The sequence below is a fragment of the Phytohabitans kaempferiae genome, assembly GCF_042433955.1.
In the GTDB taxonomy this organism is placed as follows: Bacteria; Actinomycetota; Actinomycetes; order Mycobacteriales; family Micromonosporaceae; genus Phytohabitans; species Phytohabitans kaempferiae.
This window is the reverse complement of sequence record NZ_JBHLUH010000084.1, coordinates 99,502-125,383: the sequence shown is the minus strand read 5'-3', so window position 1 is coordinate 125,383 and position 25,882 is coordinate 99,502. Positions and strand designations below refer to the sequence as shown.

19 protein-coding genes are annotated in these 25,882 nt (G+C 70.2%); 7 read left to right on the top strand and 12 right to left on the bottom strand.

Annotated elements, in window-relative coordinates; all coding sequences use genetic code 11:
• Window positions 1-83 precede the first annotated feature (83 nt).
• The 9 genes from ACFFIA_RS38615 to ACFFIA_RS38575 form a co-directional block, all read right to left on the bottom strand.
• The gene (locus ACFFIA_RS38615) at window positions 84-1,022 is read right to left on the bottom strand and encodes a pectate lyase family protein (RefSeq protein WP_377261249.1); all 939 of its coding nucleotides are present in this window, start codon (window positions 1,020-1,022) and stop codon (window positions 84-86) included.
• 63 nt (window positions 1,023-1,085) lie between these two features.
• Complete coding sequence (locus tag ACFFIA_RS38610) at window positions 1,086-2,705, bottom strand: pectate lyase family protein (RefSeq protein WP_377261247.1); 1,620 nt, start codon at window positions 2,703-2,705, stop codon at window positions 1,086-1,088.
• A gap of 143 nt (window positions 2,706-2,848) precedes the next feature.
• Window positions 2,849-4,438, bottom strand: a complete 1,590-nt coding sequence (locus ACFFIA_RS38605) for a pectate lyase family protein (protein WP_377261244.1) — start codon at window positions 4,436-4,438, stop codon at window positions 2,849-2,851.
• Window positions 4,439-4,451: 13 nt separating this feature from the next.
• Window positions 4,452-5,786: a pectate lyase family protein gene (locus ACFFIA_RS38600; protein WP_377261241.1), complete on the bottom strand. Its 1,335-nt coding sequence runs from the start codon at window positions 5,784-5,786 to the stop codon at window positions 4,452-4,454.
• A 191-nt stretch (window positions 5,787-5,977) separates the two neighbouring features.
• Window positions 5,978-7,282: a Gfo/Idh/MocA family protein gene (locus ACFFIA_RS38595; protein ID WP_377261239.1), complete on the bottom strand. Its 1,305-nt coding sequence runs from the start codon at window positions 7,280-7,282 to the stop codon at window positions 5,978-5,980.
• Window positions 7,279-8,781 (bottom strand): mannitol dehydrogenase family protein, encoded by a 1,503-nt coding sequence (locus ACFFIA_RS38590; RefSeq protein WP_377261236.1) that lies wholly within the window; start codon window positions 8,779-8,781, stop codon window positions 7,279-7,281. The genes ACFFIA_RS38595 and ACFFIA_RS38590 overlap by 4 nt, the downstream gene beginning before the upstream one ends.
• On the bottom strand, window positions 8,778-10,088 hold the full coding sequence (locus ACFFIA_RS38585; protein ID WP_377261234.1) for an enolase C-terminal domain-like protein: 1,311 nt from the start codon (window positions 10,086-10,088) through the stop codon (window positions 8,778-8,780). The genes ACFFIA_RS38590 and ACFFIA_RS38585 overlap by 4 nt, the downstream gene beginning before the upstream one ends.
• Window positions 10,085-11,512: a glucuronate isomerase gene (gene uxaC / locus ACFFIA_RS38580; RefSeq protein WP_377261232.1), complete on the bottom strand. Its 1,428-nt coding sequence runs from the start codon at window positions 11,510-11,512 to the stop codon at window positions 10,085-10,087. The genes ACFFIA_RS38585 and uxaC overlap by 4 nt, the downstream gene beginning before the upstream one ends.
• A 25-nt stretch (window positions 11,513-11,537) precedes the next feature.
• Window positions 11,538-12,875 (bottom strand): Gfo/Idh/MocA family protein, encoded by a 1,338-nt coding sequence (locus ACFFIA_RS38575; protein ID WP_377261229.1) that lies wholly within the window; start codon window positions 12,873-12,875, stop codon window positions 11,538-11,540.
• A gap of 233 nt (window positions 12,876-13,108) precedes the next feature.
• Between ACFFIA_RS38575 and ACFFIA_RS38570 the strand changes: the two genes are divergently transcribed.
• The 6 genes from ACFFIA_RS38570 (at window position 13,109) to ACFFIA_RS38545 (ending at window position 19,314) form a co-directional block, all read left to right on the top strand.
• On the top strand, window positions 13,109-14,113 hold the full coding sequence (locus tag ACFFIA_RS38570; RefSeq protein ID WP_377261226.1) for a LacI family DNA-binding transcriptional regulator: 1,005 nt from the start codon (window positions 13,109-13,111) through the stop codon (window positions 14,111-14,113).
• Window positions 14,114-14,120: 7 nt separating this feature from the next.
• On the top strand, window positions 14,121-15,428 hold the full coding sequence (locus ACFFIA_RS38565; RefSeq protein ID WP_377261223.1) for an ABC transporter substrate-binding protein: 1,308 nt from the start codon (window positions 14,121-14,123) through the stop codon (window positions 15,426-15,428).
• A 30-nt stretch (window positions 15,429-15,458) separates the two neighbouring features.
• Complete coding sequence (locus ACFFIA_RS38560) at window positions 15,459-16,442, top strand: carbohydrate ABC transporter permease (RefSeq protein WP_377261221.1); 984 nt, start codon at window positions 15,459-15,461, stop codon at window positions 16,440-16,442.
• Window positions 16,442-17,317, top strand: coding sequence for a carbohydrate ABC transporter permease (locus tag ACFFIA_RS38555; protein WP_377261218.1), 876 nt, complete (start codon window positions 16,442-16,444; stop codon window positions 17,315-17,317). The genes ACFFIA_RS38560 and ACFFIA_RS38555 overlap by 1 nt, the downstream gene beginning before the upstream one ends.
• Window positions 17,318-17,325: 8 nt before the next feature.
• Entirely contained in the window at window positions 17,326-17,931 is a 606-nt protein-coding gene (locus ACFFIA_RS38550; protein WP_377261216.1) for a hypothetical protein, read from the top strand.
• A gap of 96 nt (window positions 17,932-18,027) precedes the next feature.
• Window positions 18,028-19,314, top strand: coding sequence for an ABC transporter substrate-binding protein (locus ACFFIA_RS38545; protein ID WP_377261385.1), 1,287 nt, complete (start codon window positions 18,028-18,030; stop codon window positions 19,312-19,314).
• Between the two features lie 398 nt (window positions 19,315-19,712).
• Here ACFFIA_RS38545 and ACFFIA_RS38540 read toward each other — a convergent pair whose 3' ends face one another.
• The 3 genes from ACFFIA_RS38540 to cysS form a co-directional block, all read right to left on the bottom strand.
• Window positions 19,713-22,373, bottom strand: coding sequence for an Hsp70 family protein (locus ACFFIA_RS38540; protein ID WP_377261214.1), 2,661 nt, complete (start codon window positions 22,371-22,373; stop codon window positions 19,713-19,715).
• Between the two features lie 265 nt (window positions 22,374-22,638).
• Complete coding sequence (gene rlmB / locus ACFFIA_RS38535) at window positions 22,639-23,757, bottom strand: 23S rRNA (guanosine(2251)-2'-O)-methyltransferase RlmB (protein ID WP_377261212.1); 1,119 nt, start codon at window positions 23,755-23,757, stop codon at window positions 22,639-22,641.
• Entirely contained in the window at window positions 23,747-25,162 is a 1,416-nt protein-coding gene (gene cysS, locus ACFFIA_RS38530; protein ID WP_377261210.1) for a cysteine--tRNA ligase, read from the bottom strand. Before cysS ends, rlmB begins: the two co-directional genes overlap by 11 nt.
• Window positions 25,163-25,211: 49 nt before the next feature.
• On the opposite strand from cysS, the gene ACFFIA_RS38525 reads away from it, so the two are divergent.
• Window positions 25,212-25,859 (top strand): helix-turn-helix domain-containing protein, encoded by a 648-nt coding sequence (locus ACFFIA_RS38525; RefSeq protein ID WP_377261208.1) that lies wholly within the window; start codon window positions 25,212-25,214, stop codon window positions 25,857-25,859.
• Window positions 25,860-25,882 lie beyond the last annotated feature (23 nt).

Genomic DNA, 25,882 nt, shown 5'->3' with positions numbered 1-25,882 from the left:
GCCATCCTAAATGGAGCGCCGCCGGAGCGTGGTCGGGACCACGACAGCCGGCGGCGCTCACTTTGTGGGGAACTGGTGCAAGGTCAGACGCTGATGCGGCCCGCTCCCGCGCCACTCGTGACGATGGACTTCACGTTGGAGGCGTTGTCCAGGGAGTACGAGTAGGGGATGCCCGACACGCTGCCGCCGCCGCTCTCCGGGCTGCCGGAGCCGACGAAGACGTTGTTGCGCTGCACGATGGCGCCGTCGTCCGAGCTGGCGTAGCCGATCAGCGTGGGCTCGTCGACGTTCTCGAAGTAGTTGCCCTCGACCAGCACGCCGGCGCCCATCGTGGACGCCACGCCGTACTCGTTGTTGTAGTAGTAGTTGTTGTACACGTGGACCGGGTTGCCGAAGCGCACGCGCGGGTGGCGAGTGCCGGATCCGTCAAACCAGTTGTGGTGGTAGGTCACGCGCAGCTGGCCACGGTCCTGGCTGGCGTACCCGTCGGTGAAGCTGTTGTGGTCGACCCAGACGTTGGTCGACGAGGTCTCCACGTTGATCGCGTCGTCGTCCCAGCCGCGGAAGCTCAGGTTGCGGATGATGACGTTGCGGCTGCCGCTGAGCGTGAAACCGCAGCCGGAGATCGTGGCGCCGGAGTTGCCGAGGATGGTCTTGTTGGAGCCGACCTGAAGCATGCCGGAGCAGGAGATGGTTCCGGAGACGCGGATGACCGCGGAGTTCGTACCGGAGATCGCGCTGCTCAGCGCCGACGAGCTGGTGACCGTGGTGGAGCCGGAGTTTCCGCCACCGTTGGTGCCGCCGTTCTGGGTCGCCCAGCCGACGAGGCCGTTGGCGTTGCCGGGCGGCGGCGTGGTGGGCGGCGGGCCCGTGGTGGGAGGCGGGCCGGTCGTGGGCGGCGGGCCCGAGGTGGGCGGCTGGCTGGTCGGCGGGGTCGTACCGGAGTCGCTCACCACGATGTCGTCGAAGCGGGCACTGGCGCCCGCACCGGCGGCGAGGAGGAGCTTGTGTCTGACGCGCATCGGATGTGCCCCCTTTCGTGGGGGTGGGGCGGCGGTCCCTCCAGCCGCCGCCCCGGTTTGTCGCTAGATGCGGCCCGCGCCGGCCTGCGCCGTGACGATCGACTTCACGTCGCACTGCGGGGCCAGGGTGTACGAGTAGGACGGGTTGGACACGCTGCCGCCGGTCTGGCCGGAGCCGGAGTTGACCAGGCAGTTGTTGCGCGCGACCAGCCGGCCGTCGCCGGAGCTGCCCTCGCCGAGGTGGTACGGGTCGTCGACGTTCTCGAAGTAGTTGCCCTCGACGATGACGCCCGCGTTCTCCGTGGAGGCGACGCCGTAGTTGCCGGTGTTCAGGTAGTAGTTGTTGTAGACGTGCACCTGGTCGCCGAAGCGGATCCGTGGGTTGCGCTGGTTGGTGTTGTCGAAGAAGTTGTGGTGGTACGACACCTTCAGCCGGCCCACGTCCTGGGCGGAGTTGTCGTCGTCGTGGCCGAGCAGCATGTTCTTGTCGGTCCCGTCGGCGTGGTTGTACGAGATCGTCACGTACGACGAGCCGCGCTTGACGTCCACGCCGCCGTCCGCACCGGTCGTCCACGTGTTGTGGTCGACCCAGATGTGGTGGGAGAACATCTGCACGTTGATCGCGTCGTCATCCCAGTTGCGGAAGTTCAGGTTGCGGATGATGACGTTGTGCACCGCGTTCGACGGGGGCGAGGTGATGTCGTCGTCGATCGGCAGGCCGACGTTGAGACCGCCACCGGTGAAGCCGGAGTTCGAGCCGACGCCGACGATCGTCTTGTCCGAGGTCACGTCGTGCATCGGACCGGGCAGGTCGATCATGCCCTGCACCTGGATGACGCGCGGGCCGGCGGTGGCCACCTCGGCGAGGAACTCGGAGGCGGTGTCCACGGTGACCGTCGGGCCGCCGGCGCCGCCGGTCGTGCCGTTCTGGCCCCACGCGTCGACCGACGCCCAGCCGTCGGCCTGGTTCGGGCCGGGGTTCGGCGGCGGGCTCGTGGGCGGGGTGGTCGTCGGCGGGGCGCTCGTGGGCGGGGTACTTGTCGGCGGCGTGGTGGGCGTGGAGCCGATCGTGCTCACCACGACGTCGTCGAAGTTGGCCGCGCCGTAGAAGGTCGCGACGCCGATACGGCCGGCCGAGTACTGGCTGTCCGTCGCCTCGGTCAGCAGGTTGCCGTTGACGTAACCGCGCAGCGAGGTGCCGGAGACCTCCAGGCGCACCGTGTACCAGGTGTTGGTGCTCACGGTGAGACTCGCGGAGTCCAAAGTGGTGGACGAGCCGTTGACGAGCTTCTTCAGCTCGACCGTGTTGTTGCCGCGCAGCGCCACGTAGTAGTAGCTGGTGTTGCTCTGTACCCGGGCGAGCACGGCGACGAAGCGGTTGCTGCCGCTGAACGCGGTCGGCTTGACCCGCGCCTGCACCGAGTACGCGTTCCAGCTCTGCGTGCCCGCGGTGTACCGCGCGTCGCTGCTGGTGCCGCTCTGCCGGAGCACGCGGGAGCCGTCGGTCGCGACCGACCAACTGCCGCCGGAGCCGCTCCAGCCGCTGGAGTTGCCGTCTTCGAAGTCGTCGGAGAACAAGGTGTCGGCGTACGCGACCGCGCTGTAGCCGAGGGCGAGGACGACGGCGGCCAATGCCGCCGCGACCGGTGCGAGGATCCGCACCCGGGCGTGTTTGAGCTGCACGGGGGCCTCCTTGCGAGGTGGGACGGGAGGACCGGCCGGAGGCGGGACGCGGGAGACCCGGGCTGTGCCGCCCGTGCCCCGACCTCCGGCCGGCTGGGGTGCCCGCGGGCGGTGTCTGCCCACCGCCCGCGGTCACATCTGCGTCACAGTCGCCCAGTGCCCGCGCCGGCCGTCACGACCGACTTGATGGTGTTCGGGTCCGCGACCGTGTAGCTGTAGTACGTCGACGGCTCCTGCACGCTCCCGCTACAGTCCGGCTGGCCGGATTCACCGACGAAGACGTTGTTGCGTGCCACGCAGCGGCCGGCCGGCCCGGCGTACCTGTTGGTCACCGGCTCCTCGACGTCCTCGAAGTAGTTGCCCTCGACGACGCAGCCGGAGTTCGCCTGGCAGGCCGGGCCCGTGTCGGTGTTGTAGACGAAGTAGTTGTTGAAGATGTGCACCGGCTCCCCGAAGCGGACCCGCGGGTTGCGCTGGGGCGTGCGGTCGAACCAGTTGTTGTGGTAAGTCACCTTCAGATAGCCGGTGTCCTGGGCGGCGTTGTTGTCGTCGTGGCCGAGCAGCATGTTCTTGGTGTGGTTGTGCACGTGGTTCCACGAGACCGTCACGTACGACGAGCCACGCTTGATGTCGATCAGGCCGTCATAGCCGTCGGCCAGGTCGTTGTGGTCGATCCACACGTGGTGCGAGTACATCTGCACGTTGATCGAGTCGTCGGCCGCGTCCCGGAAGTTGAGGTTCCGGATGATCACGTTGTGCACCGCGTTGGCCGGCGGCGAGGTGACGTTGCTGACCGGCAAGCCGATGTTGAATCCGGCACCGGTGATCCCCGAGTCGGCGCCGACGCCGACGATCGTCTTGTCCGAGGTCACGTCGTGCATCGGGCCGGGCAGCGCGATCATCCCCTGTACCCGGATGTTGAGCGGGCCGGGCTGGGCGATGGCGGTGAGCAGCTCCGACGCGGTGTCCACGGTGACCGTCGGGCCGCCCGCGCCGCCGGTGGTGCCGTTCTGGCCGAGCGCGTTGACCGATGCGAAGCCGATCGGCGGCGCGCCCGGGTCGAGCGGCGGCCCGGTCGGCGGGAGCGTGGGGCCGCCCGTCGTGGGGCCGGGCGACGGCGTACCGGTGGCGGTGCTGGCCACCACGTCGTCGACGGTCACGCTCGCGTAGTTGGCCGCGATGCCGGCCCGGCCCGCGCTGAACGCGCTGTCGGTGGCCTGGACGGCGAGGTTGCCGTTGACGTATCCGGACAGTTGGCTGCCGGACGCGGCGAGCGTGAGCGTGGTCCAGGTGCCGGTGCCGCCCGCGCCCGAGCCGGTGGCGAGCACGACCGGCTCACCGCCCGCCCGCTTGATCAGCTGTACGCCGCCCGAGCTCGTGAGCACCAGCGCGTAGTAGTTGCTGCTGCTCTGCGCGCGGGCGATCAGGCCGGCGTACCGGTTGGCCGCGGCGAAGCCGGTCGGCTTGACCCGCGCCTGCACCGAGTAGTCGGTCCAGGTCGTGGGGCCCACGAGGCTGCGGGCGTCGCTGCTGGTGCCCGACTGCCGGTACGCCAGCGAGCCGTCCGTCACCACCGACCAGGTACCGCCGGACTTTGACCAGCCGTTGGAGTTGCCGTCCTGGAAGTCGTCGGAGAGCAGCGTGTCGGCGAACGCGTTGGTACTACCGAAGGCGACCAGCGCCGCGGCGAGTGCGCCCGCCAGCCCCGCTGCCGCGAGACGTTTGCGGTTCACAGTTGACCTCCTGTCACAGCCGGGCGCCGGCCAGCGCCAGCGTGGCGAGGGGGACGAGGGGGGCGGGGAGCACCGGTCCGTGCCGCAGGGTCGGCTTCCAACCGGCGTCGGCGCCGAGGTCGGGATCGTGGGTCGCGTTGTACGCGCCGAGCAGGCTCACCTGCCTGGGCCAGCTGGAGCCGGCGCGGACCCAGTTGCCCTTCTCGGTGATTGCGGTGCCGCCCCAGTCGTAGAGGATGTCCTCGGTCGCGACGCCGTCCTCCAGCGCGAAGTAGTTGTTCTCCGCGTAGATGGCCGACTGGACCCCGACGCCCAGGGCGTACGCGAAGCCGTCCCCGCCCAGGTTGTAGTAGTTGTTGTAGACGTCGACCTGGCCGAAGCGCACTCTCGGCAGCCGCTGGAAGGTGCCGTCGAAGACGTTGTGGTGCAGCGTCACGTTGAGCCGCCCGACGTCCGGCCCGACCGTGTTGGACGAACCGATCAGCATCACCTTGTCGCGGCTGACGAAGCGGTTGTACGACGCGGTGACCAGGCTGGCCGTGTGCGTGATGTCGAGCGAGCCGTCGTGCACCTGGTACGGGCGCCCGAAGTGGAGCGGCTGGCCGCTGTCCGGGTTGTCGCCGTCGGTGAACGTGTTGTGGTCGACCCATACGTTCTCGCTGCGCCGTACGGACATGAGGTCGAACTGGGAGTTCCAGTTGCCCGCCTCGCCGTCGGTCGGCGCCCAGGCCGGGAAGCAGTCGAAGGCGTCGACGAAGTTGATGTTCCGGACGATCACGTTGTTGGCCGAATCGACCATCAGCGTGAGGTTTTCCAGCTTGGCGCCGCGCTGGCCGATGATGGTCGTGTTGGGACCGACGTTGATCTGCGTGTAGCGCGTCTGGTTGGCCACCGAGCGCACGCGCGCCTCCTCCAGCGGCCCGCTCGGGTTGACCCGCCCCCACACCGCCGGGTCGTACGTGGCGAGGTAGGCGTCCAGCGTGTACGCCGGGTCGGCCAGGTCGTCACAGCGGCCGGGGAGCCCTTCGAAACCGTTGATGTCGCCGCGCACGATGATGATCTTCGGCGTGGCGTTGGTGCGGTTGGTGGCGTTGTCGCCGCCGAGCGCGTCGATCAGCTCGGCGCGAGTGTCCACATAGTGCACTTCGCCGCTGGCGGCAGCCGAACCGCCGGTCGTGCCGGGCCCGGAGGCGGCCCAGCCGTCCTTGGCCGGCAGCACCTGCCGGCCCAGCTTGAGGATGTGCTTGTCGTTATGGCGGCTGCCGCCGGCCCATGCGGGGCCCACAGGACCCAGCGCCGCGACAAGACCGATACCGACCGCCGCAGCGGCCAATCTCTTAAGTTGCATCGCACTCTCCGCGGTTGCCCGATTCTCGTTTGCGGATCTCGTAACGAAGCCGAAATCTACTTAACGAAAAAGTAGGTATTTGCGCTTAAGAGTGTCAATGCCCTGTGTTTGCAGGTATTTTGCAGTAAAACCAGGCAAGGGCGAATTGCTCGGCGACGAATTGCCGAGAAAGCTGGTGTCCCGTCCGATTTTTACCGAACGGTTGTCTCCGTGGTTTGCAGTTCGGTTTCCGGTGTTGCCGTGAGGCGCACGCGATGCGGGTCCACCGCCCACGGCACCGGCACCTCCGACAGCAGAGCCAGCCTCTCCGCCGCCTGCCGGAGCGCCGCGTCGACGCCCCGGATCATCACTGTGCGTGCCGGCGTCTCGCCCTCCTCGACGACCACGTCGCCGCCCAGGAACGCCGGCACGGGAGCCGAGTTGAGCACGTCCAGCACCGCGGTGAACGGCTCAGTACGCGCCAGCGGCACGATGAGCGGAGTGCCGTCAGCGCGGTGCCGAAGGAGGTTTTCCAGGAGGCTCGCCCGGCCGGGAATCGCACGGAAGTCGGCGTCTCCGGGCAGCTTGAGCCGGTCGGTCGGATATTCGAGTACGGCCTTGCCGGCCGTGCCGTGCACGATGACCTCGCCCTCGATCTTCTCCTCGCCGCACAGGGTCACCGCGACGAGAATCGGCCGCCCCGAGGCGAGCGTGATCCGCATGGTCGCGGTGTCGTCCACCTCGATGTCGCGGCAGCGGTAGCGCTCCAGCTCGACGCCGACCGGCGGGTCGTCGTCCATGATGGCCAGGCACTGCATCCAGGCGTGTGCCAGCGGGTTGGCGAGCGCGCCGTCGAGCGCCGGTCGTCCGTCCACTGTGCGCCTTCCGGCCCACGGCGAACGCTGGTAGTAGGCGTCGTCGCGCTGCCAGGAGGCGACCGTGGAGACACCGGTGACCGTGCCGACCACGCCGTACGCGATGGAGCGCCGCAGCTCGGCCAGTGCCGCCGAGCCGAGCGCCTGGAAGCCGATCTGGCAGGCGCGCCCGGTCTCGGCCAGCACCTCGCTGAGCGCGCGGTGCTCGGCGAGCGAGAGGACCGGCGGCTTCTCCAGCAGCACGTCGGCACCGGCTCGGAGCGCGTCCGTCGCGATCGGACGGTGCGTGTGCGGCGGCGTGCAAATGACGACCGCGTCCGGCCGGGTCTCGCGCAGCATCTCGCGATGGTCGGTGAAGTGCGGCACCGAGTCGGGCCCCGGCTCCACCGGGCGTACGTCGACGAGCGCGACAAGCTCGGCGACCCCCGCCTCGCGCAGCGCGGGGATCTGCCGCCGGTGCCAGCGGCCATGCCCGTTCGCGCCGATCAGCGCGACCCGCCCGCACGGCACGCGCCCGCCGTGGCCAAGGCCCGCAGCAAGGCCCGCAGCCTCGCGACTCTCGCCCTGAGCCAACCACGCTCCGTCACTCGGCGCACGGCCACCGCCCAGGTCAAGATCCGTAGCCTCGCGACTCTCGCTCATGGCAGCTCCCGCAGCAGTGGCTCGACGCCGTGGCGTTCCAGGGCGCCGAGCCAGCCTGCCACGAGTTGCCGCACGGTGTCGTCGGCGGTCAGCTCGGTGGGGAAGACCTCACTCAGCCCGAAGAGCGCGTCGACCACGCCCTCGGCGGTCGGCTTGCCCTCGGCGAGCGCCGTGCGGATCCGGTCGGCCAGTGGGTCGTCCAGCGGCAGCGCCACGCCCGCGTCGCTCTCGCCCTGGACGAAACGCATCCACGCCGCGAGTACCAGCGCGCCCCACCTCGGCTCCGCGCCGGCCGCGCGGCGGTCGGCGATGGTGTGCAGCACGCGCTGCGGGAGCTTCTGCGAGCCGTCCATCGCCACCTGGATGGTGCGGTGCCGGATCGCCGCGTTGGCGAAGCGATCCAGCACCGAGTCTCCGTACTCGACCACCGAGACGCCGTCCGGCGGAGTGAAGCTGCCGGCGACGTCCTCCGCGACGAAGCGGCGCAGCGTCGCCCGCATACCGGGGATCTCCAGCGCCTCGGCGATCGTCTCCCGACCGGCGAGCGCGCCCAGGTACGCGATGGCGGAGTGCACGCCGTTGAGCGCGCGCAGCTTGAGCCGCTCCCACGGGCTGGCGTCATCGGTGAGCACCGCGCCGGCACGCTCCCAGGCGGGGCGCCCGGCCGGGAAGTCGTCTTCGATCACCCACTGCTGGTAGGGCTCGGCGGCCACCGCGGCCCGGTCGGAGACGCCCAGCGCGCGCTCGACCGTCGCCAGCGTCTGTGCGGTGGTGGCCGGCACGATGCGGTCGACCATCGTGCCGGGGAACGTCACGTTGGCGTGTACCCACTCGACGAGCGCGTCCTCGGTGCCGCCGTACTCCAGCGCCTGTGTGACCAGGCCGTGCAGGCGCTTTCCGTTGGACGGGAGGTTGTCGCAGCTCACCAGCGCGATCGGGCCGGCGCCGGCCCGTGCCCGGGCGATCAGGCTGCGCACCAGCAGCCCGGGCACGGTCGCCGGCGGGCCGTCGCCCACCAGGTCCGCCGCCACGGCCGGGTCGGGCCGCAGCCGGCCGGTCGCGGGATCCATCTGGTACGCCTTCTCGGTCACCGTCAGCGTCACGACCCGGATCGCCGGGTCGGCCAGCCGCGCGACCACCGCCATCGGGTCGCTGGCCGCGTGGCAGACGCCGGCGAGCGCGCCGACCACGTGGGTGCGGGACTCGTCGTTGGAGAGCGACGTGACGCTGAACAGGTTGTCCTGCGCGGCAAGCGCTTCCACCACGTCCGTGCTGCGCGGGGCCACGCCGAGGATGCCCCAGTCGCCGCCCGCCTCCGCGACCGCCGCCTCGGTGTAGACCGCCTGGTGCGCCCGGTGAAACGCGCCGAGTCCAAGGTGGACGATGCCGGCCGGCACGGTGCCGGGCCGCACACGCGGCCGGCTCTCGACCGGCACCTGGCGCAAGGAGCTGAGGCCGAGCCGCCGTGCGCTTCGTGGTTCGCTCGCGAGTTCGCTCACCGAGCGCTCCACACGGGACCGTGCGGAAACGTGTACTCCGCGATCGACGCGGCAAGCATGGTGGCGCTGTAGCCCGGCGCCTCGGGCAGCAGGTAGCGGCCGCCGTTGGTGCGCACCGGGTCGATGAAGTGCTCGTGCAGGTGGTCGACGTACTCGACCATGCGACCCTCCAGGGAGGTGCCGACCCGCAGGTAGTCGAAGACGGCGAGGTGCTGGACGTACTCGCAGAGCCCCACGCCGCCCGAGTGCGGGCAGATCGGCACGCCGAACTTGGCCGCCATCAGGATCTCGGAGAGCACCTCGTTGACCCCGCCCACGCGGCAGGCGTCGATCTGCATCACGCCGATCGCCTCGGCCTGGAGCAGTTGTTTGAAGATGACCCGGTTGGCGGCCACCTCGCCGGTGGCGACCCTGCACCGCCCCTTGGTTAGCTGCGCGACCGCTCGTGCGATGCGTGCGTGTCCCAGGACGTCGTCGGCGTGCGTCGGCTCCTCGATCCAGTACGGGTCGAACTCCGCCAGCCTGGCCATGTTGGAGATCGCCTCGTCGACGTCCCACACCTGGTTGGCGTCCATCATCAGCAGCGCCTCCGGGCCGATCTCCTCGCGGATGATCCGGGCGCGGCGCACGTCGTCGTCGATCGGGCCGCCGACCTTCATCTTCATCGCCCGCCAGCCGTCGGCGTACGCCTGCCGGGTCAGCGACCGCACCTTCTCGTCGGGATAGCCGAGCCAGCCCACCGAGGTGGTGTACGACGGGAAGCCGTCCCGCTCCAGCTCGGCGCGGCGATCGTCCAGACCGGAGAGCCCTTTGTCGAGGATCGCGGCGGCCTCGTCCGGCGTGAGCGCGTCCGTGATGTGGTGGAAGTCGACGTTGCGGACCAACTCGTCACTCGGCATCTCGGCGAGCAACCGCCAGAGCGGCTTGCCCTCGAGCTTGGCCCGCAGGTCCCAGACGGCGTTGACGATCGCGCCGGTGGCCATGTGGATGACGCCCTTCTCCGGCCCGAGCCAGCGCAGCTGGACGTCGGCGGAGAGCGAGCGCCAGAACGCCACCGGCTCGGCGAAGATGTCGGCGGTGGACCGGCCGACCACGTGGTGGGCGAGCGCCCGCACGGCGGCGCAGGTGATCTCGTTGCCCCGTCCGTTGGTGAACGTGAAGCCGGCTCCCTCCACTCCGGCGTCGGTGGTGAGGGAGACATAGGTCGCCGAGTAGTCGCCGCGGTTGATGGCGTCGGAGCCGTCTCCCGCGTCGGCGGTCGGGAACCGGACGTCGTGGACGTCAAGACCGGTGATCACAGCGTTCACAGTCGGAAGATCCCCTTGGGCAGTCGGTAGGCGAGGTCGACGATCGTCTCGGCCGCCTCGTCCAGTGGCAGGCGGTGCTCCGCCACCAGCCGGGCGAGGAAGCCGGCGTCGATCCGGCGGGCCACGTCGTGGCGTACCGGGATGGAACAGAAGGCCCGCGTGTCGTCGACGAAGCCGGAGGTGTTGTAGAAACCGGCGGTCTCGGTGACCGCCTCCCGGAAGCGGCGCAGCACCTCCGGCGAGTCGAGGAACCACCACGGCGCACCGAGGTACATGGCGGCGTATCCACCGGCCAGCGGCGCCAGCTCGCGGGTGAACGTGTCTTCGTCCAGCGTGTACACGACGAGGCGGAGCCGAGGGTCGTTGCCGTACGCGGAGAGCAGCGGCGCCAGCCCGTGCACGTAGTCGGTCGCCTGCGGGATGTCGCCGCCCACGTCCCGCCCGTGCCGGCCGTACAGCCAGCGGTTGTGGTTGCGGACCGAGCCGGGGTGCAACTGCATGACCAGGCCGTCGTCGATGGACATCCGGGCCAGCTCGACAAGCATGTGCGCGCGGAACGCCTCGGCCTTCTCCGGGTCGCCCTCGCCGCGCAGGTGTGCCTCGAAGAGCGCCGCCGCCTCGCTCTCGTCGAGCAGGAGCGTGCGGGCGGTGAGGTGGCCGTGGTCGGAGGACGTGGCGCCGGCGGCGATGAACGCCTCCCGCCGCTTGCGCAGCGCCGCGAGGTAGCCGAGGTAGGTGGCGGTGTCCTCACCGGTCAGCTCGCCAAGCCGGGCGACATTGTCGGCCCACGCTGTGCCACTCACCGGATCGAGAAACTCGGGGTCGACCACGTTGTCCGGCCGGAACGTCGTGATGACCCGCCCGCCCGGCCCGCCCCAGCCGTCGGCCGCGAGCTTCGCGTGCCGGCCCAGGTCGTCCAGTGGCGACTCGGTCGTGGCCAGCACCTCGATGTTGAACCGCTCGAAGAGCGCCCGGGGGCGAAACTCCGGCTCGGCCAGCTTCGCGGCGATCGCGTCGTACACCTCGTCGGCGGTCTCCGGCCCGAGCGGGGTGGTCACCTCGAAGACCTCGCGGAACGTCTCCTCCAGCCAGAGCCGGGAGGGGGTACCCCGGAAGAGGCGCCAGTGCGCGGCGAACGTCCGCCAGATCGTCCGGCCGTCCGTCTCGTACGGCTCGCCGTCCAGCGTGCGTACGCCCAGCGAGGCCGGCGGCACGCCCTGGCTGAGCAGCATCCGCGTGACGTAGTGGTCGGGGCAGATGATCAGTTGGGCCGGGTCGGGGAACGGCGCGTCGTCGGCGAGGATCGCGGGGTCGACGTGCCCGTGCGGCGAGATGATCGGCTGGTCCTTCGCGAGGGCGTACAGCTCCCGGGCGATGGCTCGCTGCGTGGGCTCGGACGGGAAGAGCAGGTCGGCTCGGGTCACGTCGGGCTCCTAAGCAAGGTGAATCCTAAGCAAGGTGAAGGAGGTCGGCGGTGAGCAGGTCGGCGACCTGGACCGGCAGACCGGTCTCGAACGATCGGTTGGCGGCCAAGCCGGTGAGCAGCGCCAACGCGCCGTCGCGGGCACTCGCTTCCCGGCCCATGGGGTCATTTTCGCCGCCGAACAGCACCGCGGTCATGCGGGCGTCCGCGCCTCCGTGGCCTTCGCGCGTGTGTCCGGGTACGGGCACCTCGCGCGGCTGCTCCCAGAACGGATGCACGGTGATCCTCGTCGAGCCCGCCTCGATCGCCGCCTCGACGCCGTGCAGAGCGCCCTTGACGCCCCTCGCCCCGGCCGGGCTGACGAAGTCGTTCTCCACCACATGCAGCTCGAGCCGGCCCCGGCTGCCGTTGAACATGACCCGGTATCCCTCCCACGGCGAGTACGCCGTCAGGTGGTAGGTCATCGTGGCGCCGGAGGAGTAGCGGGCGAGGACCGACATGTCGTCCTCGATCGTCACGCCGGGGGCGAAGACGTTCTGGTCGCGGTGGTAGCCGTCCTCAGCCTCGGCGTCGAGGTAGAGCGCGCGCAGGTGCGGGTTGGCGGCGAGATCGATGGCGAACGGGTCGTCGGCCGCCGAGGTCGCGCCGTGGGCCCGGTCATAGTCGCGGGCGTACCCGTGGCGTCGCCCCTCCGCGCCATAGAAGAAGAGCCGCCCGTACGCCATGACCTCGACGGGCACCGCGTCCAGCCACCAGTTGACGAGATCGAAGTGGTGGCTCGCCTTGTGCACCATCAGGCCGCCGGAGTTGGCCTTGTCGCGGTGCCAGCGCCGGAAGTAGTCGGCGCCGTGCCGCACGTCGAGCAGCCACTCGAAGTGCACCGAGCCGATCTCACCGATCTCACCGGCGGCGAGGACCTCGCGCACCTTCTCGTGCAGCGGGTTGTACCGGTAGTTGAACGCGACGGTCACCTGGCGGCCGGTCTCCGCGACCGCGTCGAGGATGCGCTGGCAGCGGGGCACGTCGGTGGTCATCGGCTTCTCGGTCACCACGTCGCATCCGGCCTGGAGCGCGGCCACGATGTACTCGTCGTGGGTGCGGTCGACGCTGGTCACCAGCACGACGTCCACCCGCTCCTTGTCCAGCATGATCGCGAAGTCGCCTGCCCGGTACGTCGGAACGGGAGACGCGCCGGCCGTGGCGAGCCAGGCGTTGTGCGCGTCCATCCGGGACTGGTTGACGTCGGCGAACGCCACGAGCTCGGCCGACTCGGAGTGGTCGTGCAAAGACCGGACGAACATCTCCGCGCGGGAGCCGGTGCCGACGAGGGCGTAGCGACGCCGTCGCGGCGCTTGATCCGGCATCGAGCATCCTCTCTTGGTATGCAAAGGTTTGCAGACGCAAGGTGCCATGGCAGACCACGAGGAGTCAACGCTGGTGGAGAAATGTCCGCCTATGTCGCGTTGAACGCCTGAAGCAAGCGCTTTCCAACCAACCCGTCGTAACGAACCCGCAATCTCAGCCCGTTGACACGTGAGCAACCGTTTGCATTAATTGGCCCACCTGAGTGACCGGCGACACACGGAGAGGAGTGCGCGTGCCAGCCACGATTCGCGACGTCGCGCGTGCGTCGGGAGTGCACATCTCCACCGTGTCGCGCACGTTCTCGGCGCCGCACCTGGTCAATCCGGAGACCCGCAGCCGCGTGTTGGCCTGCGCCGAGCACCTGGGCTACCGCCCCAACCGGGCCGCCCGGGCGCTCATCACCGGGCGCACACACAACATCGGCCTCATCGTCGCCGACATCGCCAACCCGTTCTTCCCGCCCCTGATCAAGGCGGCGGAGAGCGCCGCACGCCACCGCGACTACCACATCTTCGTGACCGACACCAACGAAGACCCGGCGGTCGAGGAGGAGCTGGTACACGCCCTCGCGAAGCAGGTCGACGGGGTGCTGCTGTGCAGCCCACGCATGAGCAACAGCCTGATCGAGCAGCTCAGCCGCGAGGTGCCCCTCGTCGTCATCAACCGGCAGGTCACCGGCCTGCCGTCCGTGGTGATGGACGTCGGCCAGGGCGCCCGCCTCGCGGTCGAGCACCTCACGAGCCTCGGCCACCGGCAGATTGCCCTGCTGGGCGGGCCGCGCGGCTCGTGGACCAGCCGCGAGATCCGCCGGGCTGCCACCATGGCGGCCCGGGCGGCCGACGCCGAGCTCACCGTGCTCGGCCCCAACCAGCCCACCGAGCACGGCGGCACCGGCCAAGCGGAGCACGTCCGCCGCCTCGGCGCCACCGCCGTGCTCGCCTACAACGACCTCATGGCGATCGGCCTGATCGAAGGGCTCGACTCGCAGGGGGTACGGGTCCCGGAGGAGGTCAGCGTCGTCGGCATCGACGACATCTCGCTGAGCCGCCTCACCCGGCCCAAGCTGACGACGGTGGCCAATCCCACCGGGGCCGCCGGCCGGGCGGCCGTCGACATGCTGCTTCAGCACGGCGACGACCGTCGCACCACCGCACAGGTAACGCTCCAGACCGAACTGGTGATCCGCGACTCGACAGGCCCAGCACCAACGGGCAAACCGCACACTGTCAAGGAGTGACTCGAGAATGCACCCCGGCTTGCGTACGCACAGACGCCGCCTGCTCCGCGGGTTCGCCGCGGCAGCCATTGCGATTCCGCTGGTCTTCGGCGCCGCCGCCTGCGGCGACGAGGAGGAAGGCGGCAGCACCGACCCCAATGCCCCGGTCCGCCTCTCCGTCTTCTACTGGGGCAGCGAGGCTCGCGCCAAGCTGACCGAAGACGCGCTCAACGCATACAAGGCCAAGCACTCCAATGTGGAGTTCGAGGTGACCTGGCAGGCCAACCAGGGCTACGCCGACAAGCTGGCCACGCTCGCCGCCGGCGGTGACGTGCCCGACCTGTTCGCCCTCGACGACAACATGCTCGCCGACTTCGCCACCCGCAACGTGACCGCCGACCTGACCGAGTTCAAGGGCGGCAAGCTCGACGTCTCGAAGTTCCCGCCGAGCCTTGTCGAGTACGGCACGGTCGACGGCAAGCTGATGGGCATCGCGGCCGGCGAGAACACGCAGGGTCTCGTCTACAACAAGACCCTGCTGACCAAGAACGGCCTGCCCGAGCCGACCACCGGCCAGACCTGGGAGCAGCACATCGACTGGGCCGCGCAGGTTGCCCAGAAGACCAAGATCCCGGGTACGCAGGACCCGAGCGCCGACTACAAGGCGTTCTGGGTGTGGATCCGCCAGCAGGGCAAGGACCTGTACAACGGCAAGCAGCTCGGCTTCACCGAGGCCGACCTGGCAGCGTGGTTCGCGCTGTGGAAGGGCGCTCGGGACAAGGGCGCGACCCCGACGCCGGACGTGATCCACGAGGGCAACGTCACCGACATCAGCAAGCAGCTCGTCGTCACCGGCAAGGCCGGCACCTCCTGGGTCTGGGCCAACCAGATGCCGGAGTTGAAGAAGAACACCAAGGACGAGCTGGGCGTCGTGGCCTACCCGGGCGACCCGAGCGGCCAGTGGGCCCGCGCCGCGATGTACTGGAGCGTGGCGCGTAGCAGCGACAAGAAGGACACCGCCGTTGACGTGATCAACTTCCTGCTCAACGACCAGGAGGCCGTCAACATCCTCGGCACCGACCGCGGCCTGCCGTCCAACCTGGACCTGCGCACCGCGTTCGCCGACACGGTGACCGACGCCAACATGAAGCTCTCCATCCAGGTGGAGAACGACCTCGCGGCCAAGTTCGGCAAGGCCCCGCAGGTGCCGCCGAAGGGCCACAGCACCTTCCGCTCCGAGCTGATCAAGGCCGCGGAGAACGTCCAGTTTGGACGGGCGACGCCGGAGAAGGCCGCCGCCGACCTGTTTGCCGTCGTCCAACCGAAGCTCGGTTAGCCCGGCGCTGGTACGGAGAGGAGTTCGCTCGTGGCGTTGACCACGGCAGAACAGCCGTCGGTACGCGCGAAACGGGCCCCCGGGATCCCCGCCAAACGGCGGGGGTCCCGGCGCGGCCGGCGTAGCGAGGCAGCGGCGGGTTACGTCTTCTTGTCGCCATGGCTGATCGGTCTCATGGCCATCACCGCGGTGCCGATGCTCCTGTCGCTCTACATCAGCTTCACCAACTACGACATCCTCAGCCCGCTGAGCGAGGTCGAGTGGGTTGGGCTGGACAACTACAAGCGGATGTTCACCAACGACCCGTCGTACTGGCGGTCGGTCACGGTGACCGTCTCCTTCGCGCTGATCGCGGTGCCGCTCAAGCTCGCGGCGGCGCTCGGCGTCGCACTGCTGCTCAACCGCGCGTGGCGCGGCGTGGGCCTCTTCCGGGGCCTCTTCTACCTGCCCTCACTCATCGGCGGCAGCGTCGCGCTCGCCATCGTCTGGGTGAACATGTTCAACCGGGAAGGCGCCTTCAACGGCTTCCTCAGCTTCTTCGGCATCGAGGGCAAGCCGTGGGTCAACGACCCGACGTGGGCGCTGGAGACCCTGATGGTGCTCGCCATCTGGCAGTTCGGCGCGCCGATGGTCATCTTCCTGGCCGGGCTCAAGCAGGTGCCGACCGAGCTGTACGAGGCCGCGTCGGTCGACGGTGCCGGGCGGTTGCGCCAGTTTCTCAGCGTGACGCTGCCGATGCTCTCGCCGGTCATCTTCTTCAACCTGGTGCTGGAGACCATCAACGGCTTCCAGGGATTTACCGCCGCCTTCGTGTTGAGCAACGGCACGGGCGGTCCGGTCGACTCCACCCTGATGTACACGCTCAACCTCTACATCAAGGGCTTCACCGACTACGAGATGGGCTACGCGTCCGCGATGGCGTGGGTGTTCCTGCTGGCGATCGGCATCATCACCGCCGTGTTCTTCTCGACCGGGCGGTTCTGGGTGCACTACTCGGATGGAGATGACCGCTGATGAGCGCGCACACGATCGCGGTGAGCCGCCGCGGTTCCGGTGTCGGGCGCGGGATCGTACGCACACTGATCCTCCTCGCGATTCTCGGCATCGTGCTCTACCCGCTGCTGTGGATGATCGGCACCTCGCTCAAGTCGCAGCCGGAGATCGCGAGCAACACCGGCCTGCTTCCGGAGGAGTTCACCCCGGGCAACTACACCAAGGGGTGGAACCACTTCGACGTCAGCTTCACCCGCTTCTTCCTCAACAGCACGATGGTGGCGCTGCTGACCGTCATCGGAAACGCGGCCTCGTGCCTCGTCGCGGCGTACGCCTTCGCGCGGCTGCGGTTCCCGCTGCGCGGCTTCTGGTTTGCGATCATGATCGGCACGCTGCTGTTGCCGCAGCACGTACTGACCGTGCCGCAGTACATCCTGTTCAAGCAGTTCGGCTGGGTTGGCGGCGACTGGCCGTACGTGCCGCTGCTGGTGCCGCAGTTCCTCGCCACCGAGGCGTTCTTCGTCTTCCTCATGGTGCAGTTCATGCGGGGCATCCCGCGCGAGTTGGACGAGGCTGCGAAGATCGACGGGGCCAGCCCGTTCGGCATCTTCCGGTACGTGATGCTGCCGCTCAGCCGCCCGGCGCTGGTGACCACGGCGATCTTCTCGTTCATCTGGACGTGGAACGAGTTCTTCCGGCAGCTCGTCTACCTGTCCGACCTGAGGGACTACACGCTGCCGGTGGCGATGACGCTGTTCATCGACTCCAGCGGGCAGAGTTCGATCGGGCCGATGTTCGCGATGTCGGTGCTTTCGCTGCTGCCGGTGTTCCTGTTCTTCGTGGCCTTCCAGCGGATGCTGGTCGAGGGCATCAACACGAGCGGGCTCAAGGGGTGAGCGTCGACATGACGACCGAGGACGCGCCGCGCATGGTGCACGGTGGCTGGCGGGACACGTTCCGCAACGCCAGCGACCTGGCACTGCTCGGCATCCTCGTGACGGTCGGCTCGTTCGGCATCGTGACAGCGGGCGCGGCGGTGGCGGCCGCCAGCGCCGCCTTGCACGACTGGTCCGCCGACGAGCGGTGGCCGGGGGTGCGCGTCACCCTCGGCCGCTTCGTCCGCGGGCTGCTGCCGGGCGTCCTACCCACACTGCTGGGCGCCTTCTGCGGCGCGCTGCTCCTGCTCAACCTCGCCGCGATCACCCGCGGCGTCGTGCCGGGCGGCGTGGCCCTGGCCGTACCCACGTTGGTCGTCATGATCGGGGCGGCGGGCCTGGCCGGCCTGACGGTGGTCGAGATGGGCAAGGCGGGCGGCGCGGGATGGCGTGCCGCCGCCCGCGCGGCGCTGGCGCACGGACAGCGCCGGCCGTCCGCCGTGCTGGCGTGCGCCGGCGTGGTCGCGCTGGTCGTGGCGCTGGGCTTGATGATCATTCCGGTACTGGTACCGGTGCTCGCCGGATACGCGATCTTCGCGATGCACGCGGTCGCGCGACGACTCCCACTGCGCTGAGTGATCAGGGTGTCCACGCTGGGCACCCTGATCACGAGTCGTCCGTATGGCCCTCCCACCAGGAGGAATCGCGCCCTAAGGTCGATATCCGTGCGGATGACTATCGGGATGCGCGCGATCGGATGCCTGGCCGCGGCGGCGCTGCTCGCCACGACCGGGTGCGGCGGTGACTCGGACGACACCGAGGTCCAGGACCAGAAGGTCGAGATCAACATCTTCTGGTGGGGCGGCGACAAGCGGGCCGAGATGACCGAGCAGGCACTGGCCCTCTACACCGCGCGCCATCCCAACGTCACGTTCAAGACCCACTGGCAGGGCAACCAGGGCTACTACGACAACCTGGCCACTCAGGCAGCCGGGCCGGACGCGCCGGACATGTTCCAGATCGACGACAACTACCTGACCGAGTACGCCGAGCGAAATGTGACCCTCGATCTCTCGCCATACGTGACGAGCGGGGCGCTCGACGTCAGCAGGCTCCCCGACAGCCTCGCCAAGTACGGGCAGGTCGGCGGCCGCACGGTGGGCGTCGCGGGCGCCGAGAACACGCCGGCGATGGTCTACAACCGCACCCTGGTCCGCCAGCTCCAAATGCCCGAGCCCACCGTCGGCATGACGTACGAGCAGCTCTTCGCCTGGGCCACGCAGATCACCGAGGCCACCGAGGGCCGGGTCGCCGGCACGATGGACCCGTCGGCTGACTACAAGGCGTTCTGGCTGTGGTTGCGCGCGCAGGGCAAGGAGCTGTACGCGGGCAAGCAGATGGGCTTCACCGCCGCCGACCTGACCACGTGGTTCGAGATGTGGCAGGACGCCCGGAAGAGCGGCGCCGCGCCCCCGCCCGAGGTGATCAAGGAGGCCAACGGCGGCGACGTGACCAAGCAGCTCGTCGTGACCGGCCGGGCGGCCACCAGCTTCATGTGGTCCAACCAGCTCCCCGAGCTCCAGGGCAAGACCGAAGACGAGCTGGCGCTGGTCTCCTACCCCGGCGATCCGAAGGGGCAGTGGGCACGCGCCTCGATGTACTGGTCCGGGTTCCGCGGCACGCGCCATCCCGATGTCGTCGTCGACGTAATGAACTTCCTGGTCAACGACCCGGAGGCGGGCAAGATCCTGGGCACCGAGCGAGGTCTGAGCCCCAACACCGAGGTACGGCGCGTGGTCAGCGAGGAGCTGAAGGACCCCGCGGCCCGCGCCACGATCGACTTCGAAAACGCGATCACGCCACGCTTCGGCGCCGCGCCCGCGCCACCGCCGAGGGGGCACGCCAAGATCCGTTCACTCCTGACCTCGGCGGCGGAGAGCGTACAGCTTGGTAAGCGGTCGCCCAAGGCCGCGGCCGAGCAGTTTCTCAACCAGGCAAACGGCACGCTCGCCACGTAGGGCCGCGCGGCTCCCAGCCTCCTAAGGGTCGTCTGGGCGGCCATGCCCTTTGAAAGAGGATCTATTCCAAGGCATAGACCTGGGCTACCGCGATGTCCGCCGCGCTCCAGACCGCCGCTCCCGCAGCCGCACCCTCCGCGGTACACAACCAAACCCGCCCTCGCCCCACGACATCGAGAGGGCTACTTCCGGGAAGCAGCCCTCTCACGCCGCCGGCAAAGGGCTGTTTCCCCGAAAGAGCCCTCCGGCGGGTCAAAGAATCGCCACGGACGCGCAGCGACCGGAGCCAGGGCTTGAGACTGCGATGGGTGAGGCTGCGGGAGCAGCGGTCTGGACCACGACGAGCGTCGCGGCAGCCCATATCCGTCCCTTGAAATAGACCGCTATGAAACAGGCCCCTAATCCCGGGCGAACCGGGCGACTACGAAGTCGGAGCGACCGGCGCAGACGATGAACTTCACGTTCCACGAGCAACTGTCGGTCTTCACGTCCTTGAGCTGCCCCATCTCGATCACGTCGGTCGAGCCCACGTGCAGGCCAGCGAGGCTGTAGTCGTCGGCGATGGAGCTGATCTCTTCGAAGAGCAGCAGGTTGGCGGCGTCGACCCGGCCCGCCGCGCCCTCCCGGTCGAGGACCTCCTTGCCGTCCCGGTTGAAGACCCGGAACCGGTAGTCGCCGCTCCTCGACCGGGCGACCACCTCCTGCTCACCGAGGTGCAGGATCACGTCGGCGTCCGGCGCGGGGCTGCGCCACAGCTGCCCGCCCTTCTCCAGGTCGATCGCGACGAGCGAGGTCGACTTGCTGTCGGAGCCGATCGAGTCGAGCAGGCACGCCCGGGTCTTGCCGCACATCGCGAACAGGTCGAGCCGGTACCGGTCGTCGGGCGCGGTGTAGAGGTTGACCGGCTCGCCCATCGTCTCCAGGTCGTACCCGGAGAGGCGGTATCCGTCCTGCGCCGAGGAGACCAGCAGCCGCCCGTTGTACGCGACCACGCCATCGCTCGGGTCGGCCACGTTGGTGCGCTTCTTCAGCTCGGTGCCCCGGACGGCGTCGATCACGGTGGCCGAGCGGTCCGCGCCAATCTGCACGAACCGCTGGTCATCGTCCATGACCGGCGCGAAGGGGCGGCCGTTCGCGTTGGCCGGGCCGGAGACGTCCGCGACGGTCTGCACCGGGTAGATCGCCGTGCCGGTGAGCCCATCCGACTTGCCCGGATTCTGCCGCTCCCACCTGGTGGTGCCGGTCTTGATGTCGAGCCCGAGCAGGCGCTGCTCGCCCCGGTCGGCAAGCACCAGCACGTCCTTGAACGGGTACACGTTGTCGTCCGGCCGGATCAGGCGGTGCCACATCTGCCGCCCGTCGTCTGGGCTGTGCACCGCCATGTCGCGCATCTCGGTGCTGGAGATGCTGCTGCTCTGGAACGCGAGCACGGCGTTGGGCAGCGCGCTGATCCCGTCCCACCGGTCGGCAGCGCTCTCGGTCTGCACGCGCCAGCGTTCCTTGGCGGTGGTGGGGTCGACGGAGATGATCTCCAGCCGGTCGTTGTCGTCCCGCTCGAACGCCAGGTAGGCATTGTCGCCGACCATTTCGGTGTAGACGTAGTAGGGCTGCTTGTCCGTGGACCGGACGCGTCCCACCTCGGCCACGGGCTGGAAGTCGACCTCTTCGTTGCCGAGCAGCACGAGCGCCGCGGCCGTGACCACGCCGGCCAGCGCGACCACCGCGGCGGCGATCCACAGGACCGGACGGCGATAGAACGGGCGCGGCGTCCGTGGCACCGCGGGCGGGCCGGGCGGATACATGCCCGCCGGGGCCGGGGAGACCGACATCCCGGGTACGGACGAGACGGGCGACCCGGACGGCGACACCGGCACCGACGACACGGGCAGCCCGGTGCCCGCGGTGGGAGCCGGCCCGGGCGGTGCGACGGCCGCGGTCGCGGTGGGCACGGTGGCGACCGCCCGGGCGCGCGGGGCCAGCTCGGCGAGCGCCCCCTCGGCCACCGGCAGCTCAGGCTGCTCCAGGACGGTCGGCGCGATGCCCAGCTCGGCGTGGAGCAGGCGGGCCACGAGCGGTACGCGGGACGAGCCGCCGACCAGGAAGAGGCCGGCGAGCTGGGTCGGGGTGAGCCCGCAGGCGCCGATGACGGAGGCCGCCTCGTACACGCCCTGGCGCAGCAGCGGCGTGACCAGCCGCTCCAGCTCCTCCCGCGTGAGGTGTACGGCCTGGTCGATCCCGGGCACCGGCACGGGCGCCGCCGCGGTGCGGGAAAGCATCTCCTTCGCACCGCGCACGTCGTCCCAGAACTGCCGGCGGCTGCGCCACTGCCCTGCCGTGGCCGGCTGGGCCAGCGCCTGCCATGCCTGGCCGTGGACCGGGGCGAGCACCTGGCCGAGATGATCGACAAGTGTCGCGTCGAGGTCGAGCCCGCCCAGCTCGGCGACGCCGCCCGAGCCGACGACCGCGAAGCCGGTGCCCTCGTTGCGGACGACCGCGATGTCGAGCGTGCCGCCGCCGAAGTCGAAGACCGCGAGCGAGGCACCGACCGGTACAGGCCGGCGCAGCACCTCGGCGAAGTAGCGGGCGGCGGCGACCGGCTCGGGCACCAGCCGCGTGCCCTGCTCGCCAACGGGCGGCCAGCCGGCGCGGGCGATCGCGGCGGCCAGCACGTCGCGGCGGCGCGCGCCCCACGCGGCTGGGTAGGTCACCACCGCCGGCGGGAGGAAGCCGACCGCCTCCACCGCCGTACGCGCGACCGCGCCGAGCACGGCCGCGAGTAGGTCGACCGTGGGCACCTCGCGGCCGCCGAGCAGCACGCTGGGCTCGTCGACCCGGCGCTTGGGGTTGGGCTCGTACCGCGACGGGTCGCCCTGGGCCAGCCGCTGCGCGTCGCGGCCGACGTGGAGCCCCGCGTCGTCGAGGAAAACCGCCGACGGCATGATCGGCTGCCCGTCGAAGAGCAGCGGGCGGGTGCGGCCGTCGGGCCAGCGCAGGACGGCCACAGTGTTGGACGTGCCGACGTCGACGCCGAGCGCGTAACCGCCGTCCGGGCCTGCCATCTCTGCCGCTCCTCACGGGGGTGCGGGTATCCCCGGCAAAGCATGTTACGGGGGCCGCGCAGCCCTGCCCGCTCACGCTGGTGTCGTGATCGACTGGCGCTGGGCTGCGGCGACGTACGCTCCCGGCCTCGGCACACGCCTCGTGTCCGGACCTTCAGCCCACCGTGATCGGCACCGCTGGGAGCTGACTCGCCCGCGACGCCGAGCGACCTCGGCCGCGCTGCGGCACGGGCTCAGCGTGGCCTCAGCCCGTGTCGGAGCGGGCTCAGCCCGCGGCGCGGCGGCGGGTGATCTCGGCGAGGGTCACGGCGGCGGCGACGCTCGCGTTGAGTGACTCGACCGTGGAGGCCATCGGGATGCTCACCCGCAGGTCACAGGTCTCGCCGACCAGGCGGGAGAGGCCACGCCCCTCCGAGCCGACCACGACCACCACCGGGCCGACGGCCGCCTCGAGGTTGTACACATCGGTCTCGCCATCGGCGTCAAGGCCGATCACGACGAAGCCGGCCCGCTGGCACGCCTTGATCGCCCGGGTCAGGTTGGTCACCTGGGACACCGGCATGCGCGCGGCGGCGCCCGCGCTGGTGCGCCACGCTGTCGCGGTCATGCTCGCGGCCCGCCGCTCGGGGAGGAAGACCCCCTGCGCGCCGAACGCGGCCGCCGAGCGGATCACCGCGCCCAGGTTGCGCGGATCGGTGACCCCGTCGAGCGCGACCATCAGCGGCGCCACGGCCTCCGCCGACGCGACCAGCAGATCTTCGAACGGCTCGTACGAGTACGGCGGCACCTGGAGCCCGACGCCCTGGTGCAGCACGCCGCCGGTCATCCGGTCGAGCTCGGCGCGGCTGACCTCCAGGATCGGGATGCCCCGGTCGGCGGCGGTGCGGACCAGCTCGTTGACCCGGTCGTCGATCTCGATGCCGAGCGCGATGTACAGCGCGGTGGCCGGCACCTGCGCGCGCAGCGCCTCGACCACCGGGTTGCGGCCGACGAGCAGCTCGGGCGCCCCCTTGGCCGGCACCGACTTGCGCCCAGGCGCGACCTTGGGGCCGCCGCGGCGGGCCGGCTGGCCGCCACCGCCGCCCCGCTTGGTCGGCTTGACGCCCTGCGTGCCGCGGCCCCATGTGGTGTCCTTGGTGCCGGGGACGCCGATCTTGGGAGCCCGCCCCTCCTCGGAGGCCGCGCGGCGCTCCTTCTCCTGCTTCCACGCGGTGCGCTGCGGCAGCTTCTCCGTGCCGGAGTAAGCCTTGTGCCACGGCCGCTCGTCGGCGGGCAGCGTGCGCCCCTTGCCAGCGAGCCCGGCCCGGTTTTTGCCGCCGGAGCCGGCCGAGGCGCCCTTCTTCGGCGTGACCCGCCGGCCGCGCCGCTGGGAGTTACCGGCCATCGTCCACCGTCCATCGAGGTCCGGCCGGTGTGTCCTCCACGATGACGCCGGCCTGCTTGAGCTGGTCACGTACGGCGTCGGCAGCGGTCCAGTCCTTGCGGGCCCGGGCCTGCGCGCGCTGGTCGAGCGCGAGCGCGACGAGGGAGTCGACGACCTCCTTGAGGTGATCCCCCTGGCCCCCGCCGCCCCACGCGTCGTCGAGCGGGTCGATGCCGAGCACGCCGAGCATCCCGCGAACGGATGCCAGCGCCTCCCGGATCGCCGTCTCGTCGCTGGTGTCGAGCGCCGAATTGCCGTGGTGGACCACGTCGCGAAGGGTGGCCAGCGCGGCGGAGGTGTTGAGGTCGTCGTCCATCGCGGCGACGAACGCCGGCGGCAGCTCAGCGGCGGGCACCGCGCCCACGCGGTCGACCGCCCGCTGCACGAAGCCCTCGATCCGCCGGAGGGCCACCGCCTTCTCCCGCAGGTGCTCGTCGCTGTAGTCGATGCGCGAGCGGTAGTGCGACTCGAGCAAGTAATAGCGCAACTCGATCGGGCGGATGCCCATCGCCGCCACGTGGTCGAGGTCGATGACGTTGCCCAGCGACTTGCTCATCTTGGCCTCGCCGAGGTTGAGCAGCGCGTGGTGCACCCAGTAGCGGGCGAACGGCAGCCCGGCCGCGCGCGACTGGGCGATCTCGTTTTCGTGGTGCGGGAACGTCAGGTCGAGCCCGCCGCCGTGGATGTCGAACTCGGCGCCGAGGTAGCGCCAGCACATGGCCGAGCACTCGATGTGCCAGCCGGGGCGGCCGCGACCCCACGGCGAGGGCCAGGTGGCGTCGGCCGGCTCGCCAGGCTTTTCGCCCTTCCACAGCGCGAAGTCGTTGGGGCTCCGCTTGGCCCGCACCGAACCGTCGTCGGGATGCTGCATCGCGTCGGGGTGCTGGCCGGAGAGCGACCCGTACGCCGGGAAGGAGCGCACGTCGAAGTAGACGTCGCCGCAGCCGTCGGCGGCCACGTAGGCGTGCCCGGTCGCGATCAGCTTTTCGATCAGCTCGTGCATGTCGGGGATGTGCCCGGTGGCCCGCGGCTCGTACGTCGGCGGGAGCACGTTGAGCGACCGGTACGCCGCCGCGAGGACGATCTCGTTGGCGTACGCGATGGACCAGAACGGCCGCCCGTACTCGATCGACTTGGCCAGCACCTTGTCGTCGATGTCGGTGATGTTGCGGATGAACGTCACCTCGTAGCCGGCGCGCAACAGCCACCGGCGCAACACGTCGTAGTTGACGCCGGAGCGAAGGTGGCCGATGTGCGGCTCGGACTGCACGGTGAGGCCACACAGGTAGATCCCCACCCGGCCGGCCTCACGCGGGACGAAGTCCCGCACCGATCTGGTGGCGGTGTCATACAGGCGTAGCGTCACCATGCAAGGGTAGCGGTCGCCTACGGCCCGTTTTCGTAGGCTCACACCTGTGGACCACGCCGATCGTGCACCGGAGACCGCGCAGACCCTCGATCGGGGCCTGCGCCTGCTCTACCTCGTCGCCGAGGCGCCCGGCGGGCTGACCGTCACGGAGGCGGCATCGCGGCTCGGGGTGGGGCGCGCGGTGGTGTACCGGCTGGTCGGCGCGCTGGTCGAGCACAGCATGGTGCGGCGGGACGGGCGCGGGCGGCTACGCCTCGGCGCGGGCCTGCTACACCTGGCCAACCGGGCCCAGCCGCTCCTCGCCGACGCGGCCCGCCCGCCACTGCGGCGGTTGGCGGAGGCGGTGGGGGCGACCGCGCACCTCACCATCGCGGAGGGGGGCGAGGCGGTGGCGCTGGCCGTGGTGGAGCCGAGCTGGACCGCGTTCCACGTGGCGTACCGGGCCGGCTCCCGCCATCCACTCGACCGGGGCGCGGCCGGCCGGGCGATCCTCGGCGGGCGGCAGGGTGACGCGAGCGTGGTGACGACGAGCGGCGAGTTGCAGCCGGGCGCGTACGGCGTGGCGGCGCCGGTGCTGGGGCTGGAGGGCCTGGAGGCGAGCGTCGGCGTGGTCGCGCTGAGCCCGCTCGACTCCGACCTGGTGGGCCCGCAGGTGGTATCGGCGGCGGCAGCGGTGGCCGAGGCGCTGAGCTGAGCCGGGCATCATACCGACCCTCG